This is a genomic window from Bacillus sp. 2CMS4F (assembly GCF_023161785.1).
Lineage (GTDB): Bacteria > Bacillota > Bacilli > Bacillales > Bacillaceae > Bacillus > Bacillus halotolerans.
Genome location: NZ_JALNTO010000008.1, coordinates 1 through 18,342, shown reverse-complemented (window position 1 = coordinate 18,342; position 18,342 = coordinate 1). Strand labels below are relative to the sequence as shown.

Below are 18,342 nucleotides of genomic sequence, written 5' to 3'. Positions count from 1 at the left end.
TTTTTTGTGTTTCTCTATAATGAAAAGGAAAGCTTATCTTCAATAATGAATGACTACTCATTCACTTTAAGGGGTGGGAGAATGAATCTGGTTTCAAAATTAGAAGAGACAGCATCTGAGAAGCCGGACAGCATCGCATGCAGGTTTAGGGATCAAGTGATTACTTACAAGGATCTGAATGACAATATTCAGCGTTTTGCGGACGGCCTTCAGGAGGCGGGTATGGAAAAAGGGGATCACCTTGCTTTGCTGCTTGGCAATTCGCCTGATTTTGTCATCGCATTTTTCGGCGCATTAAAGGCCGGTATTGTGGTGGTGCCGATCAATCCGACGTACACGCCGACAGAAATCGGCTATATGCTGACAAACGGCGATGTCAAAGCAATCGTAGGAGTAGATCAGCTTTTGCCGATTTATGAAAGCATGCACGAATCTTTGCCAAAGGTCGAACTCGTCATTTTATGCCGGACGGGAGAAACTGAGCCGGAAGTTTCATATCCCGAGGTCAGAATGAAAATGACAACGTTTACAAAAGTGTTGCGTCCGGCATCCGGTGCTGCACGCCATCCAGAGGTTGTGCCTGATGATACTGCGGTCATTTTATATACGTCAGGAACAACGGGAAAACCGAAAGGCGCGATGCTGACCCACCAGAATTTGTTCAGTAATGCAAACGATGTCGCCGGGTATTTGGGAATGGATGAGAAAGACAATGTGGTTTGCGCTCTTCCGATGTTTCATGTTTTTTGCTTAACTGTCTGCATGAACGCTCCGCTGATGAGCGGCGCATGCGTGCTGATTGAACCGCAGTTCAGCCCCGCTTCTGTTTTTAAACTTGTAAAGCAGCGGCAGGCAACCATTTTTGCCGGCGTGCCTACGATGTATAACTATTTATTCCAGCATGAAGAAGGAAAGGCAGATGATTTTTCTTCTATTCGCCTGTGCATCTCGGGTGGTGCGGCCATGCCGGTCGCGCTGCTTACGGCATTTGAAGAGAAATTCGGCGTTACCATTTTGGAGGGCTACGGGCTTTCGGAAGCATCGCCTGTCACATGCTTTAACCCGTTTGACAGAGGGAGAAAACCAGGCTCCATCGGGACAAGTATTTTGCATGTCGAAAACAAGGTCGTCGATCCGCTCGGCCGAGAGGTCCCTGATCACCAGGTGGGCGAATTGATCGTAAAAGGGCCCAATGTGATGAAGGGCTATTATAATATGCCGATGGAAACGGAGCACGCTTTAAAGGACGGGTGGCTTTATACGGGAGACCTGGCAAGGCGGGATGAGGACGGTTATTTTTACATTGTTGACCGGAAAAAAGACATGATTATTGTAGGCGGCTACAATGTGTATCCGCGTGAAGTGGAAGAGGTGCTGTACAGCCACCCGGACGTAAAGGAGGCTGTTGTCATCGGCGTGCCTGATGCTGAAAGCGGCGAAGCGGTAAAGGGATATGTCGTACCGAAACGGTCTGGTGTCACAGAAGAAGAAATCATGGCGCATTGTGAAAAGCATCTGGCAAAATACAAACGGCCTGCCGAGATCATCTTTCTTGATGAGATTCCGAAAAATGCGACAGGCAAAATGCTCAGACGGGCGCTCAAAGATATGCTGCCTCATTAATGTGAAAAAAGCGAAGCCAGTGAGCTTCGCTTTTTTCATTGTTAATCCTTTGCTTCTTTTTTAATGATAGTTTGCAGCGCTTTGGTATCGTTTCGCGTTAATTTGTAATACGTTCCGTCTTTTAAAAAAATGGCCTGCTGGCTGTCGTTAATCCATAATCTGAATGAGTCAAATCTGTCTTTATGAAATTTAATCGTGCCTTCGTAATCAGGAGCTGATGTTTTTTCAGTTTTCAGCTGTTTTCCCTGATTCATAATGTCCAGCATATCTTTGACGTGCTGTCTTTTTTCGATTTCAATCTTTTCCCGCCCGTCTGAAGACAGGGTGATCAATTCCGCATCAACCGATTGATATACATCGCCTGACCGGCTGTAAAGGTAGAAAAATGCAATAAACACAAGACCGATAACCACGATGGCTGCTACTATTTTTTTCATCTGCATCACTCCAAACATTTGCTAGTTTCTCCAGCAAAGGGCGATTCCATGCGAAAAAGTCCGAACTCACAGCTTGGTTCTAAGAAATTGAATTTATGATTACAATAGAAGTAATGGGTCTAGATGTGAGGAGTGAGGCGTTATGCGCAAGTGGATTGCGGGTGCAGGGCTTGCATATGTGCTGTATGGGCTTTTTTTCTATTGGTATTTCTTTATGTCCGGCGATTCCGCTGTGCCGGAGGCCGTGAAAGGAACACAGGCTGACCCGGCTTCTTTCATGAAGCCGTCTCAATTGGCTGTCGCCGAACAGTATTCTGACGTGAAGAACTTTTTATTTTTTATCAGTATTCCTCTTGATTGGTTTCTGTTTTTTGTATTGCTGACCAGCGGTGTTTCAAAGAAAATCAAGCAATGGATGGAAGCGGCTGTGCGTTTTCGTTTTTTGCAGATCATCGGTTTCGTGTTTGTGCTTTCGCTGATCACGGCTCTGGTGACGCTGCCTTTGGATTGGATAGGCTATCAGGTATCACTTGATTACAATATTTCGACGCAGACAGCCTCCAGCTGGGCTAAAGATCAAGTCATTGATTTTTGGATCAGTTTTCCGATCTTTACACTTTGCGTGCTGGTGTTTTATTGGCTGATCAAAAAGCATGAAAAAAAATGGTGGTTTTACGCCTGGCTGTTAACAGTGCCGTTTTCGCTGTTTCTGTTTTTTATTCAGCCGGTGATTATTGATCCTTTATACAATGATTTTTATCCGCTGAAAAACAAAGAGCTGGAAAGTAAAATTTTGGCACTGGCCGAAGAAGCCGATATTCCGGCTGATCATGTGTATGAAGTGAATATGTCCGAGAAAACAAACGCGCTTAATGCCTATGTGACAGGAATTGGGGCTAATAAGCGGATTGTTCTATGGGATACGACGCTGAATAAACTCGATGATTCGGAAATTCTCTTTATTATGGGGCACGAAATGGGCCATTATGTCATGAAGCACGTGTATATCGGATTGGCTGGCTATTTAATTGTGTCGCTAGCGGGATTTTATGTGGTTGATAAGCTTTACAAGCGGGGGGTACGCTTTGCACGCAATCTGTTTCATGTAGAGGGCCGGCGCGATCTTGCGGCATTGCCGCTGTTATTGCTTATCGTATCTGTTTTGAGCTTTGCTGTTACGCCTTTTTCTAATGCTGTTTCCCGCTATCAGGAGAATAAGGCTGACCAATATGGGATTGAGCTGACAGGGGACAGCGAAGCCGCAGTCAGAACGTTTCAGGATTTGGCTGTTACGGGGCTGAGCCAGGTTGATCCGCCTTTTCTCGTGAAACTTTTCAGAGGGAGCCATCCTTCGATCATGGAACGGATTCAACATGCGGAAACCGAAGAAAATACCTCAGAACACCCGGCCTCAGAACAGGGGGACGACCAATAAAAAAAGAAGCAGGTATGGAGTGACCTGCTTCTCTTTTATCTTATTGTGCAGCTGCTTGTACGTTGATTAACCCTTTTCCATAGTAGAAAGAGCTGCCAAGGTTTGTCGCAGTGCTTTCTAAACGATCACGGACTTGCGCATTTGACCAAGTCGGATGTTTAGAAAGGATTAAAGCTGCTGCTCCGGCAACGTGAGGAGTCGCCATTGAGGTTCCGTTGTAAGAGCCGTATGTGCCGCCAGGAAGTGTGCTTTGGATCGACACGCCGGGAGCCATAACGTCAAGCTCAGAACCTGCGCTTGAGAAAGAAGCTCTTTGGTTGCTGCTGTTTACTGCGCCTACTGCAATAGTAGAAGGATATTTTGCAGGGTAGCCGACTGTGCTTGTGCTTCCTGAACTTCCTTCGTTTCCGGCTGCGGCAACAACGACGACACCGCTTGCAACCGCTTTATCGACTACTGTTTTCAACGCTGTAGACCCAGAAGGTCCGCCAAGACTCATGTTGATGACATCCATGTTGTTAGAAATCGCCCATTCAATGCCGTTAATAATCCAGCTGTATTGGCCGCTTCCTGTAGAATCAAGCACTTTTACTGCATATAACGATGCGCTAGGCGCTACGCCCAGAACACCAATTGTGTTATTAAGAGCGGCAACAGTACCGGCTACATGCGTGCCGTGAGAACTGCCGTCTTGGTATGGGTTTGTTTCAGAAGGTACGAAGCTTGCTCCGCCTCGAACGTTTAAGTCAGGATGAGAAGAGTCAATTCCGCTGTCGATGACAGCTACTTTAACATTAGAGCCTGTGTAGCCTTGAGAGTGAAGAGCCGGCGCTTTAATTTGAGAAATGCCGTAAGGAACAGATTGCGCATATTCATGTGCAACATGATCTTCTTCCACATAAGCAACACTCGGATCTTTTTTCAGTTCTTTTACAGCTTTTTCATCCAATGTTGCTGTGGCTGCATTTACATACTTAAATTGCTTTTGAACTTTCCCGCCTTTTTCAGAAATAACATCTTTTTTCTTGGCGGTGCTCATAGCTCCCATTGTCTGTTTAAACCCGACAATGTACTTCTTTTCTTCACTGTTTTTTCCGGCAGCCTGTGCAGACATGTTGCTGAATGCCATCGTGAAGATTAGCGTGAACGCAAACAACAAGCTGATCCACAATTTTTTGCTTCTCACTCTTTACCCTCTCCTTTACAATTTCAGAGCAGCCTATTAATAGACTATTCTGTGAATTTATTGTAATAGATTGGATACTATTTTAGTAGACCCATTTTTTTGAGATTGTTTTATTTCTATTTAGGTATATCATCTCTCGTTATTTCTATAGAGACTCGAAATAACTGCATTCATACAGAAAAGAACGAAAATAGACATGAGTAAATAATCATTATGTTGAAATTTCATGTTTTTTCAGGTTAAATCCTCCCGCGACCAGAAAAAAACCTGTCGAATAAATCAGTTCCATTGACCTGCATGTTTTTCTATGAGATCAATGGATATTATCGTGATATTTTTTCCATGCATGCTGAAAAAAGTATTCTGATCAATATGGTTTACAGAAAATTCTATTAAATATAAAATGTAATTGTTAACAGCATATAGAGAGAAGGAAACGAGATGAACATTCGTCAAGCTTTACCAGCAGATGCGGCATCTATAGCACCGCTGTTTAATCAGTATCGGGAATTTTATAAGCAGGCGTCGGATCTGGAAGGAGCGGAGGCTTTTTTGAAAGCTCGCCTGGAAAATGAAGAGTCTGTTATTTTTATCGCAGAAGAAAATGGGGAATTCATTGGTTTTACACAGCTTTATCCAGCCTTTTCTTCCGTGGCTATGAAAAGAATCTACATATTAAATGATGTATTCGTCGCTTCTTCTGTACGAAAAAAGGGAGTTGGCCGGCGGCTGCTTTCCGCTGCAAAGGATTATGCCGCGGAAAACGAAGCGAAATGTTTAAAGCTGCAGACGGAACCTCACAACCGGACGGCAAGAAGTTTATATGAGCAAAACGGCTATGAAGAGGAAACCGCATTTGTGCATTACAGCCTTAATGTGCCGGAGAAGTGAAAATAGAGGCCTCATGATTTGGTTTTTTGGCCGATGTTCGGTTACGATAAAGATGAAAAGGAGTGTGCCGAATGTCAACGTTATTTCAAGCATTGCTGGCAGAAAAAAATGCAGATGATGTTTCAGTCAATATCAAAACCATATCAACAGAGGATTTGCCGAAAGACGGCGTGCTGATTAAAACAGCATATTCAGGCATCAACTACAAAGACGGCTTGGCCGGAAAAGCGGGCGGCAATATTGTAAGAGAATATCCGCTTATTTTAGGCATTGATGCTGCAGGTACGGTTGTCTCTTCAAATGATCCGCGTTTTGCCGAAGGGGATGAAGTCATTGCGACAAGCTATGAGCTTGGTGTCTCACGTCATGGCGGATTAAGCGAATATGTTTCAGTGCCTGGCGACTGGCTGGTGCCTTTGCCAAAGAACCTTTCGCTGCAAGAAGCGATGGCGTACGGAACGGCGGGGTTTACAGCGGCGTTATCTGTGCATCGTCTTGAACAGAACGGACTCTCTCCTGAAAAAGGGAGCGTGCTTGTCACCGGAGCAACCGGCGGTGTCGGCGGAATTGCAATAACGATGCTCAGCAAACGCGGCTACAACGTGGTCGCAAGCACAGGAAACCGGGAGGCGGCTGACTATTTGAAGCAGCTCGGTGCTAATGAAGTAATCAGCAGGGAAGATGTCTATGACGGTAAACGTAAGGCGCTGTCCAAGCAGCAATGGCAAGGAGCCGTTGATCCTGTCGGCGGGAAGCAGCTTGCCTCGCTTTTAAGCAAAATCCAATACGGCGGATCTGTCGCGGTGAGCGGTTTAACGGGCGGGGGAGAGGTTCCTGCAACGGTGTATCCGTTTATTCTTCGCGGAGTCAGCCTGCTGGGGATAGACTCAGTCTATTGTCCAATGGATCTTAGAGCGGCGGTTTGGGAGCGCATGGCATCCGATCTTAAGCCTGAACAGCTCCTGACAATCATAGACAAGGAAGTCTCATTAACAGAAGCACCTGATGCGCTAAAAGATATTTTGCAAAATCACATTCAAGGAAGAGTCCTTGTAAAACTGTAAAATTGAAGTTTCAGCTTGCAGAAAACACGATGCTTTTTCTGCAAGCTTTTTTGTTTGATTCTAGAATATGCAAGTGCATCTCATAGCAACAGAGAAACGATACTTCGATGTGAAACTTTCTATACTGATTTTCAATAATAATAATAGTGATAATGATTATCATTCCGTGTTATACTATCTTTTGGACATCTTAATTGAGAAACTACATACAGGAGAGACTGGAATGTTATGAAAAAAACACTGATTATTCTTACAGTTTTACTTCTTTCTGTTTTGACTGCGGCTTGTTCTTCTTCAGCCGGCCATCAAAACAGTGAAGAAAATAAAGCAGCGGTAACACATGATTTAGGGAAAACGAACGTGCCTGAGCATCCGAAGCGGGTCGTTGTGCTTGAGCTTGGCTTTATCGACACTTTGCTTGATCTCGGCATTACGCCTGTTGGAGTGGCGGATGACAATAAAGCAAAGCAGCTGATCAACAAGGATGTATTGAAAAAAATTGACGGCTACACATCTGTCGGTACACGGTCGCAGCCAAGCATGGAAAAAATCGCTTCGCTAAAACCGGATTTGATTATTGCAGACACGACCCGTCATAAGAAGATATATGATCAGCTGAAAAAAATCGCGCCGACGATCGCGCTTCATAATTTAAATGCTGATTATCAGGATACAATTGACGCTTCTCTTACCATTGCCAAAGCAGTCGGCAAAGAGAAGGAAATGGAGAAAAAGCTGACAGCGCATGAAGAAAAAGTGAATGAAACAAAGAGAAAGATCAGTGCGAACAGTCAATCTGTGCTTTTGATTGGAAATACAAATGATACGATTATGGCCAGAGATGAAAATTTCTTCACATCGCGACTTTTAACACAAGTCGGCTATCAATATGCGATCAGCACGTCCGATAACAAAAAAACCGGTAATGGCGGCGACTCTGTGAACATGAAAATGACACTTGAGCAGCTGCTGAAAACAGACCCGGATGTAATCATACTGATGACAGGAAAAACAGACGACATTGACGCGGACGGCAAACGCCCCATCGAAAAAAATGTTCTGTGGAAGAAGCTGAATGCAGTGAAAAACGGACATGTGTACCATGTTGACCGTCAGGTATGGTCTCTGCGCCGCAGTGTGGACGGAGCGAATGCGATATTAGATGAGCTTCAAAATGATATGACAGCAGAAAATAAATAACAAAAGACAGGCAAACGCCTGTCTTTTGTTATTGAATAAAACCGGATAAGTGGCTATTGATGTTATAGTCTTTAATTTTCCATTTATCTTCTGCAAATTGAATGTTACTGAGGCAGGCATTGACAAGGCGCGTATTTTGAAGCTCGGCATCACCGCCGGAAATCTCTGTCAGCAGTGCGTGAATCGCTGCGCCGTGCGCGACAATGAGTACCTTTTGATTTGGATATGCGCGGTTTACTTTCACCAATCCGCCCATCAGCCTGTCCGTGAGCTCTTTTAGCGTTTCCATGTTTGGATAGTTCTTGTCCGGATAGCGCTTTGTCCGTTCTTCAAGCGGCATGCCCTCCGCGTCCCCGTAATCACGCTCCTTAAAGTCATCCATCTCGACGATAGGAAGATTGAGGTATTCATTAATAATGTCCGCGGTTCTTCTGGCTCTTTTCAGCGGGCTGGTGACAATGATATCCCAAGAGAAATCTTTTAAGTATTCTCCGGTTTCTTTTGCTTGGCGTTCGCCTGTCGCGTTCAGCGGGATATCTGTTTTCCCTTGGCATTTTTGCTGCAGGTTCCAATCGGTTTCTCCGTGTCTTACTAAGCAAACGGCTGTCATAAAATCCCCTTCCTGACTTTGATCTTATCGCTATTATACTAAATCAGAGGCATGCATCCTATGAAAAAGCCTATGCCAACACCTCAAATAATAAAGCCAAGCCGATTCCGCCGCCGCTTCCGATGGCGGCAACAGCATATTGACAGCCTGTCCGTCTCTGCGCTTCATAAAACAATCTGGTGACCAGTGCCGCCCCGGAAGCGCCGTAAGGATGGCCGTGAGCTAATGCGCCGCCCCGCACATTGATCTTCGTATAGGGAATGCCAAGTTCTTGTGAGCAGACACATATTTTAACGGCAAAGGCTTCGTTGATTTCGAATAAACCGATATCGTCAGTTGTCAACGCGTTTGCAGCTAAAAGCTTTTTGATCGCTTCAACCGGCGCGGCGGACGGATAGTTGGGATGAATGCCGCTAACGGCGCTTCCGATAAAGCGCAGCACAGATTTATAGCCGAGGGATGCAGCTTTTTTCTCTTCCATGACAAGGAGTGCAGCCGCTCCATCTGAAATGCCGCTGCTATTGGCGGCTGTAACCGTTCCGGAGCTGGTGTCAAACACCGGCTTTGCACGAGAAATGATCGCTTCCATCGGCCGTCTTTTCAGAAAAGCTTCGTCTGTCTCCAACTCCCCGAGAGGAACAATCTCTTCACGGTACAATCCTTCGGTATGAGCACTCCAGCTGCGTTGAAAGCTGAGAAGTGCGTATTCGTCCTGCATGTTTCTTGGGATGGCATAGCGTGCTGCTGTATATTCGGCCGCCATGCCCATATCGGGATCACCAACAGTGTCCGGCGAAAAGCGGGCTCTTTTTGAAAAAGGCGATCGGCTGCTGCTTTCTGCGCCGCCTGCGATATAAATGTTTCCGGCACCCGCTTTGATAAGATTGCATGCGGAACGCACTGCTTCAAGCCCGGAGCCGCATTGTCTGTCAATCGTCATGCCGGGAACAGATAAAGGAAGTCCAGCTTCAAGTGCTGATAGCCGGGCGAGGTTGCCGCCTCTGCCAGTGGCGTTTCCCAAAATTACCTCGTCAATTTGATTCTCTAACTTTCGGCCGAGACAGCTGATGAGAGGAGCGGCCAAATCCTCCGGCAGAAACTGCTTCAGCAGTCCGTTTTCTTTTCCGAAAATCGTTCGTTTTGCATCTGCAATAACCGCGTTCAATCCACCATACCCCGCAGCCATTTTTTTACGCTGGAACGGGCAATTTTGCCGCTGCTTGTTTCCGGCATATTGTCTGTAAATACCCATTTTTTCGGGATTTTGTAGGATGCCAGTTTTTGCTTGCACCAGGCTTTCAGCTTTTTGGCGTCTGTATTCCCGCAAATGACGGCCGCGGGGGTTTCTCCCCAATACTCGTCCGGAATGCCTGCCACAGCTGCTTTTTCAACCTCTGGACAGGAGAGAAGCACGCGCTCAACTTCTTCAGGGAAAATATTTAATCCGCCATATACGATCATCCCGTTTTCCCGTCCTGCTATGTACAGAAATCCCTCTTCATCAACATAGCCCATGTCATCTACTGTCATCCATTCCGATTGATCTGGTGTGCGGCTGTTTACATAGCCTGAGAACTTCATCGGGCTTTTGACGAATATTTTCCCGATTTCCCCCGGCTGACAGAGGTCCCCGGCGGCGCTGCGGATCTCTATGCGGACATTATGAAAAGGGCGGCCCGCTGAATGAGGTTTTCGTTTGCTGTCTTCTGGTGAGAGATACGCAACAAAGCTAAGCTCAGATGTGCCGTAAAAATCATACAGCTTCAAATGAGGCCATTTGGATGCAAGCTTCTCCTTGGATGCTGCCGGCCAGTCCGCTCCCGAAGAAATGATTTTAACGGAGCTGTCAGGGAAAGCGTGAATGTTGGCGAGGGCATCTGTCATTGTCGGTACGGTATAGAGTACGCTGATGGATTTCTGTGTTAGCCACTCCTTCGTTTGAGCGGGAATGAATTTTTTAAGCAAACAAACGGTTCCACCGAGATACAGAGTGCTGACAGCACCGTATAAAAAGTGAGAGGACAGTAATGTTCCCGGAATCAGAACTTTGTCATTTGAAGAGACCAAAAAATCAGTTTTTGTACAATGAAAGCTTTCAACCCAAGAGCGATGAGAGCGCGTAAATGCTTTCGGCTTGCCTGTTGAGCCTGACGTAAAACCCATATAAAAGGGAAGCTCCGGATCAACGGCTGGGGCCGGGGCAGCGGATGCCTCTGAGATATGCGCCATACAGTCTTCCAGCCAAACTACGGGTGTCAGACAATCTGTCAGTTTGTTTTTAAAAAGAGATGAAGCCACCACAAAATCAGCACCGCTTAATGCCAGCCGCTCACCGCATTCAGCCGCACTCCAGCGTGTATCAATGGGAACCGCCGTACATCCGGCCGCGGCAGCTCCGGCAAACAGCTGTAAAAAGGCAAGGCTGTTTGGGAGCAGGATGGCTACACGTTTTGGAACGTTTGGCTGCGCCCGCAGCCAATTGGCAGTTTGGGTGACGAGCCGGTTCCAATCCCGATATGTAATATGTTCAGATTCAGTCTGGATCGCAATCCGGCTTGGATTTTTATCGGCAAAGGATAGATATGTATGTGTAATGGTCACAGAATGTCAGCCTCCTCTTGTATACATCGTATCAGAAAGAGACAAGGCTTGGGTGATCTTAATAGCAAGCAGCGCAGATGCTGCCGCTTTTAATAAATCGCCGGGCACAAATGAAAGACTTATAAAACCGGCCTGTAACAGATCAATATGCATGATAAAAGCCTGTACAGGAATGCCAAGCAGGTAAATAAAGATGATGCCGAACACAATATGAATGAAAAAGAGACGAAACACTGTCACCTTACGCAGTCTGTGAACGGCTAGGCTGATCAGCCACGAGGCGAACGGATAAGCAATCAGAAAACCCGCACTCGGTCCGAAAAAAACGCCAAACCCGCCGCGGCCGCCGGGCAATAGCGGCGCTCCAAAGGCGACGAGCAGCAAAAAGACAAGCTGGCTTAAAAAAGCGGCTTTGGGTCTGAGAATGCTGCCAGCCAGCATGACACCGAGCGTCTGCAGTGTAATGGGAACAGGTGTAAAGGATAAGAAAAGAGGGGGGATAAAACCAAGCACTGCCATCAGTGCAGTAAAGATTGCAATGTGCATCATGTCTAGTAATTTCATATGAAATCCTCCAACTAACGAATAAAATATGGTTATACAATAAATGCAGACAGCTTTTATGTCAACTTAATTTTAATTAGTGTTTACAAATGGGCGCAAAAAAACCGGCCCTGCTGCGGTCGGCCGGTTTTTGATGATTATTCTTCTGTAAGAATGACAAGCGAATCAACAGAAGCAGCCACATGAGAAACGGCGCGGCTGACCTCCTGGAGCCCTCCGAGAAAGGCCTGCAGATCGACGTCAATTTTCCCTGATTGTTCTTTGCTGACTTTCATGCTGTGAACGATTTCATCGAATAAACGGTTAATTTGTGTCATTTTTTCTTTGCTTTCGCTGACAAGCCCGTTCACGTCTTTAATATGCTTCGACACGATGTTGATTTGTGTATTGGTGTTGTTCACAAGCTCGGACACTGTAGAAACGGTTTTTTTCGTATCTTCAGACAGCTTTCGCACCTCATTTGCCACAACGGCAAAGCCTTTGCCGTGTTCGCCTGCACGGGCTGATTCAATAGATGCGTTTAGCGACAGAAGATTCGTTTGTTCGGCGATGCCTGTGACGATGCCGAAGATTTTTTCAATTTGCTGTGCGATTTCATCCAGCTTGACCATTTCTTTTTCGATTTGGACGAGGCTTGTATCGATCTGGTTCATCTGTTTTTGCTGGATTTCAAGCTCTTTTTTCCCGCCGATCGACTTTTCTTCAACGGTGCTGGATGTCACTGTGCCGGCTTTGGATGCTTCGGAAATGCCTTCAGATTTGTCAACAAGCTCTTGAACGGATCGGCTCGTTTCTGAAAACAGATTTGCGATCGACCCGGAGGTTTCTTGGATTCTCTGATGCAGAAGATTTTTCCTTTCTTCTTGTTCATCTCGGGTTTGGTTGTACTCATTCTGAAACGCTTCAAGGACAAGCTGCTGTTCTAAGTTCAAGATTTTAGTTGTTGCTTTGATTGCTTTCAGCAGTTCCTGGTGATCTGTAATTGATTTTTCATAAATGTCAATCATTGATAGAAGCAATTCCTGAAACGCCCCCATGTACCATTTTGGCAGAAGGCCGATTCGTAAATGGATAGAAGCAATTTTATTTCGTTTTTCAATAAATTCATCATCAATGACACCGGCAAACATTTCTTGAATATGCCGTTTTAACGTTTGTTTTAAGCGGTCAACTGAGCTGTGGTCGTTAATGATATCCATTAATGAGCTTTCATGATCAAGATTTTTATAGAAAGCGTCAACGATGTAAACAATGTTTTCTTGGATTAAGGGCTGTAGCTCCTGCAGCACGTGCAGCTCTGGATCTCCCAGTCTGACCATTTTGAGCTGTTTTTTCACATCTGAGAACTTGTTTGTGAGCTGAATGCGTTTTTTTTGCTGGTCGTTTGAATCTGAAAAATAAGCCGTTTCTTTTTTTCTATCTTTTTTAAATAACAATACAGTGATCCCCCTTGGGAAAATATAATTTTATCTTTTGGCTTTTTAAGCCTTTTTCTTTTTTATCGGTCAAGGGAAGCACGAATGAAGACGGCAGATAGAAATTATTTATAAAAAAACCGTTCAGTTGTATGAACGGTTTAATCAAGGTCAATTTGTTTTAGTGATTTGATGGCCGGTCCTTCGACTACCTCGCCAGTTGGTTTAAAGCGTGATCCATGGCACGGACAATCCCATGTGTGCTCTCCATCGTTCCATTCCACTTCACAGCCTAAATGGGTGCAGGTTGTATCAACGAGATGCAGGCAGCCCGTTTCATCTCTGAATGCCCCCGCGCGTCTGCCGTTAATGGTGACGGCTTTTCCTTCACCTGGCGCGATCTCTTCAAACTCGACGTCCGGTTTTTCAAGCTTCCCTTTAATGAAATGCTTAGCCACATCTGCATTGTAAGAAATCACCTTTTGCAAGCCGGGATTCAGATGGAAACGAGACGGTGTAAAAATGCTCTCATATGGATTGTCTTTTTTTTCCACAAGGTCTGACAAAAGCTGAGCTGCGACAGCTGATGATGTCATGCCCCATTTTTTGAAGCCGGTCGCAACGAGAATATTGTCTTCGTTTTCAGACATAGGCCCGATGAATGGGATTTTATCGATTGTCACGAGATCTTGTGTGGACCAGTAATAGGGAATGCTTTCGATTCCAATTGTGCTTTCTGCCAATTGTCTCAGCGTTTCGTAATGGGTCGACATGTCTTTGCCTTGGCCTGTTTTATGGCTTACTCCGCTGAAGAGAATCAGCTTTTCTCCGTTCACAATGGTGTAGCGAAGCGCAACTGACGGCTGGTCTATACTTAAATACATGCCTTCAGGATAGTTGATCTTCGGCTTGACGGCGAGGACATAGGATCTGTCAGAATACATTCTTGTTGCATATAATCCGCCCCCGTCATAAAAAGGGAAATGGGAGCAGCATACGATAAATCGGCTTTTAATGGCGTGCCGGCTTTTTGTAACAACTTCAGGCATTTCTCCTTTTTTAATATCAAGCGCAACAGTCTCTTCATAAATCCGTCCGCCTTTTTGCACGATCTGATCAAGGAGCGCGGTTAAAAAGTGAAGCGGGTGAAATTGGGCCTGATTCTTCATCACGAGCGCTAGCTTAGAGCCGACGGGAAGCGGAAGATCTTTTATGAGATCCCTTTCAATCCCGAGTTTTGTGTATGCCTCATGCTCAGTGCGGATTTTTTGTACAGCATCTTCACTTGTTGTGTAAAGGTAAGCGTCTTGTTCGGTCCATTCGCAATCGATCTGAAGTTCATCAACAATTCCTTTTATATAATCAATTGCATTCTGGTTCGCTTCATAATAAAGCCTTGCGTGGTTCAATCCGAAATTGCGGATAAATTCATCATAAATCATGTCGTGCTGCGCTGTAATTTTTGCCGTTGTGTGGGCCGTTGTGCCATTGAGAACCTGATTCGCTTCAATCAGAACGACACGGAAGCCTCTTTTGGACAGCTCATAGGCCGTCGTGATTCCTGTAATGCCTCCTCCAATAATGGTGACATCACATTCCGTATCTTCTTGCAGCGCCGGAAAAGAAGGCAAGTCCGCCGATGTTCTCCAATATGTTTCGGGAGCTTCTTTTGAAAAAGGTTGATTAGCCAAACCATTGTACCTCCAATATCATTTATTCTTAATTTTTCCATTTTCTATCTTTTCATACATAGGAAGCAGGCTTTGTTCATACCATAATAGGGTTGAAAAGGAGTGATTGCATTGGCGAATGAGAAAAAGAAAACATTGCCGCCGCAGCATCAGGACCAGCAGCCGGGATTCGAATATCTGATGGATCCCCGTCCGGTATTTGATAAGCCGATGAAGGCAAAAAAACTAGCGGGCAAAACGGCCATTATTACAGGCGGAGACAGCGGGATCGGACGCGCTGTATCGGTGTTATTCGCAAAAGAAGGGGCGAATGTGGTCATTGTGTATTTTAATGAACATCAGGACGCCGAAGAAACAAAGGAGTATGTGGAGAAAGAAGGGGTGAAGTGCCTGCTGATTGCAGGAGATGTCGGAGATGAAGCTTTTTGTAATGAAGTGGTAAGACAGGCCAGCCAGGCTTTTCCAACCATAGATATTTTGGTTAATAATGCCGCTGAGCAGCATGTGCAGCCGAGCATTAAAAAAATCACTAGCCACCAGCTGATCAGAACCTTCCAGACGAACATTTTCTCTATGTTTTATTTAACGAAGGCTGTGCTGCCTCATTTGAAAAAAGGAAGCAGTATTATCAATACAGCATCGATCACCGCGTACAAAGGCAATAAAACACTGATCGATTACTCAGCGACGAAAGGAGCCATTGTCTCTTTTACGAGATCTCTTTCCCAATCGCTTGTCCAGCAAGGCATTCGTGTCAATGCGGTTGCGCCGGGGCCAATCTGGACACCGCTCATTCCGGCCAGCTTTGCTGCAAAAGATGTGGAAGTGTTTGGTTCGGATGTGCCGATGGAACGGCCGGGCCAACCGGTGGAAGTGGCACCGAGCTATTTATATCTTGCCAGCGATGATTCTACTTACGTCACCGGTCAGACCATTCATGTCAACGGGGGAACGATTGTAAATGGGTAATTAAAAAAGCCAATCCTTAAGGATTGGCTTATTCGCTCTGTTTGAGCGCTGCATATTCTTTAGAGAGCGTAAGAAACGCATCTTTATCTTTTTCGTCCAAGGCTTTGTTGATTTCGTCAGTCAGCATGGTCAACCGACGCTTAAACAAGGATTCATCGAGCACCATTTGAATGTAAATATCCATCATTGTTACATCAAATTCTTTTGTTTTTTGCGTGTTGCGGGACTTCATGAGCTCAGTGTACGACTTTTTCTCTTTCATAAAGAATCCCCCCAATGCCTTTTTTATAGTATATGGATAACGGTCGAAAAAATCAATAAATTTTTATAATCTTTAGACAACTAATACTTGGCAATCTACCGACATATCCTGCGAAATGCTGTGATCTGAAATCATGCAGTAAAGTAAAATCGGGTTATTACTAGTAAAATAGAACTAAAAAATATAAAAAAAAGATGATTTTAGTTCATTTGTTAAAAAATCCTGTCGTTTTATAAACACAGATGATAGATTATTAGTATAAATTTTGCAGAAAAAGGATGGAGGCCATAACATGAGTCAGAAAACTGACGCACCATTAGAATCGTATGAAGTAAACAGCGCAACAATTGCCGTTTTGCCAGAAGAAATCGACGGCAAAATCTGTTCAAAAATCATTGAAAAAGACTGTATGTTTTACGTCAGCATGAAGCCGCTGCAAATTGTCGACCGAAGCTGCCGATTTTTCGGATCAAGCTACGCGGGAAGAAAAGCGGGAACTTATGAAGTGACAAAAATTTCTCACAAACCGCCAATCATGGTGGACCCTTCGAACCAAATCTTTTTATTCCCTACACTTTCTTCGACTAGACCCCAATGCGGCTGGATTTCCCATGTGCATGTAAAAGAATTCAAACCGACTGAATTCGACGATACGGAAGTGACGTTTTCAAACGGAAAAACGATGGAACTGCCGGTCTCCTGCAATTCGTTCGAGAATCAGGTATACCGGACAGCCTGGCTCAGAACCAAATTTCAGGACAGAATCGAACACCGTGTCCCGAAACGGCAGGAATTTATGCTGTACCCGAAGGAAGAGCGGACGAAGATGATTTATGATTTTATTTTGCGTGAGCTCGGGGAGCGGTATTAGAAAATAGAAAGGAGCTGACCAAACAGGGCAGCTCCTTCTAAAACGCTAGGCCGTCGGAATTCCGCCGGTGATGCCGTATATTTGAGATGTCACATAGCTTGAATTCTCTGAAGCTAAGAATACATAAACATCTGCCAGTTCCGCCGGCTGTCCCGCGCGGTTTAATGGTGACGGCGGCGTTCCTTTGCCGAATTTCGGAATGTTTTCAGTTGGCTGTCCGCCGGAAATTTGCAGCGGAGTCCAGATTGGTCCTGGCGCAACAGAGTTCACTCTGATGCCTTTGGGCGCCAGCTGTTTTCCGAGCGCAACGGTAAAGCCGATTATCGCGTTTTTCGTCGCCGCGTAATCTAACAGCATCGGGCTTGGGTTGTAGCCTTCAACTGAAGTTGTGGTAATAATAGACGCGCCCTCCGGCAAATACGGAAGCGCCGCTTTAACAACCCAATATAGCGAGAAGACGTTCACTTCAAACGTCTTATAGATTTGTTCAGTAGGAAGGTCTTCAATGTTTTGCACTGCTTGCTGTTTACCGGCAACGAGCGCTAACACGTCCAGCCCGCCGAGTTCGTTATGCGCTTGTTTGACTAAATCGTGACAAAACGATTCGTCACTCAGATCACCTGGAATCAGGACTGCCTTGTGTCCTTCTGCTTCAATCAGTTCTTTTACTTCTTCTGCATCAGGCTGTTCCGCGGGCAAATAGTTGATTGCCACATCGGCGCCTTCCCGCGCATAAGCGATGGCGGCAGCGCGGCCAATACCGGAATCACCGCCGGTGACAAGAGCTTTTCGGCCATTTAGTTTGCCAGCTCCTTTATAGCTTTTTTCTCCGCAGTCCGGAACCGGCTTCATTTTTTGCTGCAAGCCGGGCGGTTCTTGGTATTGTTCAGGAAATTCATCGTGAAAAAATGCTGTTAAAGGATTGTTTCGTTTTGTATCAGACATCATCAACGCTCCTTTTTGTGTGGTGTACATTCGTATGTGTACCCTTGAGCAAAGTGAGAAAAACATGTTTTGGCAGTTTGCATCTCTGCAAGACAAAGAAAGCAAAAAAACTGTCCCTCCTTCCATATTTATCTTGTAAAATATGACGAATTGAATTATGATAAAATCGCTATAAAACAACTAAATATTGGGTATAGGGGAGTATATTGTCATGAAAAAATCCGCGGCGCTTTTGCTGTCACTCGGTCTCGTTTTCGGTTTTTCATACGGAGCTGACCATGTGGCGGAAGCCAAAACGAAGGTAAAGACGTATAAGAACTGCAAGGAATTAAACAAAGTGTACAAAGGCGGGGTAGCCCGTACGTCCAAGGTGAAAAATAAAGGCGGAAAAACGAAGTACAAGCCTTACGTATCTAAGGCGCTTTATGATGCCAATAAAAAGAGAGACCGTGATAAAGATTTTATCGCCTGCGAACGCTAAACAAAAAAGCAATCTGTTGTGGGACTGACCCCTGTTTTTGAGACAGGGATCAAAACACCTTTTATACAGCCAATTGCCGATAGCTTATCGGTGATTG

The 18,342-nt window shown here is 45.2% G+C and carries 18 protein-coding genes and 1 pseudogene; 8 read left to right on the top strand and 11 right to left on the bottom strand.

Annotated features, from left to right (window positions below; all coding sequences use genetic code 11):
• Window positions 1-81 precede the first annotated feature (81 nt).
• The gene (locus MTN95_RS12610) at window positions 82-1,623 is read left to right on the top strand and encodes a fatty acid--CoA ligase family protein (RefSeq protein ID WP_248338390.1); all 1,542 of its coding nucleotides are present in this window, start codon (window positions 82-84) and stop codon (window positions 1,621-1,623) included.
• A gap of 41 nt (window positions 1,624-1,664) precedes the next feature.
• On the opposite strand, the gene MTN95_RS12605 is transcribed toward MTN95_RS12610, so the two are convergent.
• The gene (locus MTN95_RS12605) at window positions 1,665-2,060 is read right to left on the bottom strand and encodes a YhfM domain-containing protein (protein WP_248338388.1); all 396 of its coding nucleotides are present in this window, start codon (window positions 2,058-2,060) and stop codon (window positions 1,665-1,667) included.
• A 142-nt stretch (window positions 2,061-2,202) separates the two neighbouring features.
• On the opposite strand from MTN95_RS12605, the gene MTN95_RS12600 reads away from it, so the two are divergent.
• Window positions 2,203-3,495, top strand: coding sequence for a M48 family metallopeptidase (locus MTN95_RS12600; RefSeq protein WP_248338386.1), 1,293 nt, complete (start codon window positions 2,203-2,205; stop codon window positions 3,493-3,495).
• 40 nt (window positions 3,496-3,535) lie between these two features.
• Here the strand turns inward: MTN95_RS12600 and aprE are convergent, their stop codons facing one another.
• Window positions 3,536-4,681, bottom strand: coding sequence for a subtilisin AprE (gene aprE, locus MTN95_RS12595; protein ID WP_202852686.1), 1,146 nt, complete (start codon window positions 4,679-4,681; stop codon window positions 3,536-3,538).
• A gap of 441 nt (window positions 4,682-5,122) precedes the next feature.
• Between aprE and MTN95_RS12590 the strand changes: the two genes are divergently transcribed.
• The 3 genes from MTN95_RS12590 (at window position 5,123) to MTN95_RS12580 (ending at window position 7,836) form a co-directional block, all read left to right on the top strand.
• The gene (locus tag MTN95_RS12590) at window positions 5,123-5,572 is read left to right on the top strand and encodes a GNAT family N-acetyltransferase (protein WP_248338384.1); all 450 of its coding nucleotides are present in this window, start codon (window positions 5,123-5,125) and stop codon (window positions 5,570-5,572) included.
• A 71-nt stretch (window positions 5,573-5,643) separates the two neighbouring features.
• Window positions 5,644-6,636: an NADPH:quinone oxidoreductase family protein gene (locus MTN95_RS12585; protein ID WP_095713693.1), complete on the top strand. Its 993-nt coding sequence runs from the start codon at window positions 5,644-5,646 to the stop codon at window positions 6,634-6,636.
• A gap of 228 nt (window positions 6,637-6,864) precedes the next feature.
• Window positions 6,865-7,836, top strand: coding sequence for an ABC transporter substrate-binding protein (locus tag MTN95_RS12580; RefSeq protein WP_248338382.1), 972 nt, complete (start codon window positions 6,865-6,867; stop codon window positions 7,834-7,836).
• Window positions 7,837-7,864: 28 nt separating this feature from the next.
• Here MTN95_RS12580 and MTN95_RS12575 read toward each other — a convergent pair whose 3' ends face one another.
• The 7 genes and pseudogenes from MTN95_RS12575 to MTN95_RS12550 form a co-directional block, all read right to left on the bottom strand.
• Entirely contained in the window at window positions 7,865-8,446 is a 582-nt protein-coding gene (locus tag MTN95_RS12575) for a histidine phosphatase family protein (protein WP_105955335.1), read from the bottom strand.
• A 70-nt stretch (window positions 8,447-8,516) separates the two neighbouring features.
• The gene (locus MTN95_RS12570; protein ID WP_105955336.1) at window positions 8,517-9,611 is read right to left on the bottom strand and encodes an acetyl-CoA C-acyltransferase; all 1,095 of its coding nucleotides are present in this window, start codon (window positions 9,609-9,611) and stop codon (window positions 8,517-8,519) included.
• Window positions 9,608-11,047 (bottom strand): acyl-CoA synthetase, encoded by a 1,440-nt coding sequence (locus MTN95_RS12565; protein WP_248338380.1) that lies wholly within the window; start codon window positions 11,045-11,047, stop codon window positions 9,608-9,610. Before MTN95_RS12565 ends, MTN95_RS12570 begins: the two co-directional genes overlap by 4 nt.
• 6 nt (window positions 11,048-11,053) lie before the next feature.
• Window positions 11,054-11,611 (bottom strand): biotin transporter BioY, encoded by a 558-nt coding sequence (locus tag MTN95_RS12560; protein WP_105955337.1) that lies wholly within the window; start codon window positions 11,609-11,611, stop codon window positions 11,054-11,056.
• 137 nt (window positions 11,612-11,748) lie between these two features.
• Window positions 11,749-12,543 (bottom strand): methyl-accepting chemotaxis protein, encoded by a 795-nt coding sequence (locus MTN95_RS21685; protein ID WP_373271219.1) that lies wholly within the window; start codon window positions 12,541-12,543, stop codon window positions 11,749-11,751.
• A 9-nt stretch (window positions 12,544-12,552) separates the two neighbouring features.
• Window positions 12,553-12,930, bottom strand: a pseudogene (locus MTN95_RS21680) (protoglobin domain-containing protein); the annotation flags it as partial.
• Window positions 12,931-13,187: 257 nt separating this feature from the next.
• A complete protein-coding gene (locus tag MTN95_RS12550; RefSeq protein ID WP_248338378.1) occupies window positions 13,188-14,717 on the bottom strand; it encodes an FAD-dependent oxidoreductase in 1,530 nt (509 codons plus the stop codon).
• Window positions 14,718-14,828: 111 nt separating this feature from the next.
• Here MTN95_RS12550 and MTN95_RS12545 point away from each other — a divergent pair, with 111 nt between their 5' ends.
• Window positions 14,829-15,686, top strand: coding sequence for an SDR family oxidoreductase (locus MTN95_RS12545; protein ID WP_248338376.1), 858 nt, complete (start codon window positions 14,829-14,831; stop codon window positions 15,684-15,686).
• Between the two features lie 28 nt (window positions 15,687-15,714).
• Here the strand turns inward: MTN95_RS12545 and MTN95_RS12540 are convergent, their stop codons facing one another.
• A complete protein-coding gene (locus MTN95_RS12540) occupies window positions 15,715-15,948 on the bottom strand; it encodes an IDEAL domain-containing protein (protein ID WP_248338374.1) in 234 nt (77 codons plus the stop codon).
• Between the two features lie 292 nt (window positions 15,949-16,240).
• On the opposite strand from MTN95_RS12540, the gene comK reads away from it, so the two are divergent.
• The gene (comK, locus tag MTN95_RS12535) at window positions 16,241-16,819 is read left to right on the top strand and encodes a competence transcription factor ComK (protein WP_024120818.1); all 579 of its coding nucleotides are present in this window, start codon (window positions 16,241-16,243) and stop codon (window positions 16,817-16,819) included.
• Between the two features lie 45 nt (window positions 16,820-16,864).
• Here the strand turns inward: comK and MTN95_RS12530 are convergent, their stop codons facing one another.
• A complete protein-coding gene (locus MTN95_RS12530) occupies window positions 16,865-17,764 on the bottom strand; it encodes an SDR family oxidoreductase (protein ID WP_248338372.1) in 900 nt (299 codons plus the stop codon).
• A gap of 211 nt (window positions 17,765-17,975) precedes the next feature.
• On the opposite strand from MTN95_RS12530, the gene MTN95_RS12525 reads away from it, so the two are divergent.
• Window positions 17,976-18,245, top strand: a complete 270-nt coding sequence (locus tag MTN95_RS12525) for an excalibur calcium-binding domain-containing protein (RefSeq protein WP_248338370.1) — start codon at window positions 17,976-17,978, stop codon at window positions 18,243-18,245.
• Window positions 18,246-18,342 lie beyond the last annotated feature (97 nt).

Coding starts and splice junctions, on each gene's coding strand:
- MTN95_RS12610 (WP_248338390.1), top strand. CDS start 82: ATGAATCTGGTTTCAAAATTAGAAGAGACAGCATCTGAGAAGCCGGAC.
- MTN95_RS12605 (WP_248338388.1), bottom strand. CDS start 2,060: ATGAAAAAAATAGTAGCAGCCATCGTGGTTATCGGTCTTGTGTTTATT.
- MTN95_RS12600 (WP_248338386.1), top strand. CDS start 2,203: ATGCGCAAGTGGATTGCGGGTGCAGGGCTTGCATATGTGCTGTATGGG.
- MTN95_RS12590 (WP_248338384.1), top strand. CDS start 5,123: ATGAACATTCGTCAAGCTTTACCAGCAGATGCGGCATCTATAGCACCG.
- MTN95_RS12585 (WP_095713693.1), top strand. CDS start 5,644: ATGTCAACGTTATTTCAAGCATTGCTGGCAGAAAAAAATGCAGATGAT.
- MTN95_RS12580 (WP_248338382.1), top strand. CDS start 6,865: ATGAAAAAAACACTGATTATTCTTACAGTTTTACTTCTTTCTGTTTTG.
- MTN95_RS12575 (WP_105955335.1), bottom strand. CDS start 8,446: ATGACAGCCGTTTGCTTAGTAAGACACGGAGAAACCGATTGGAACCTG.
- MTN95_RS12560 (WP_105955337.1), bottom strand. CDS start 11,611: ATGAAATTACTAGACATGATGCACATTGCAATCTTTACTGCACTGATG.
- MTN95_RS12540 (WP_248338374.1), bottom strand. CDS start 15,948: ATGAAAGAGAAAAAGTCGTACACTGAGCTCATGAAGTCCCGCAACACG.
- comK (WP_024120818.1), top strand. CDS start 16,241: ATGAGTCAGAAAACTGACGCACCATTAGAATCGTATGAAGTAAACAGC.
- MTN95_RS12530 (WP_248338372.1), bottom strand. CDS start 17,764: ATGTCTGATACAAAACGAAACAATCCTTTAACAGCATTTTTTCACGAT.
- MTN95_RS12525 (WP_248338370.1), top strand. CDS start 17,976: ATGAAAAAATCCGCGGCGCTTTTGCTGTCACTCGGTCTCGTTTTCGGT.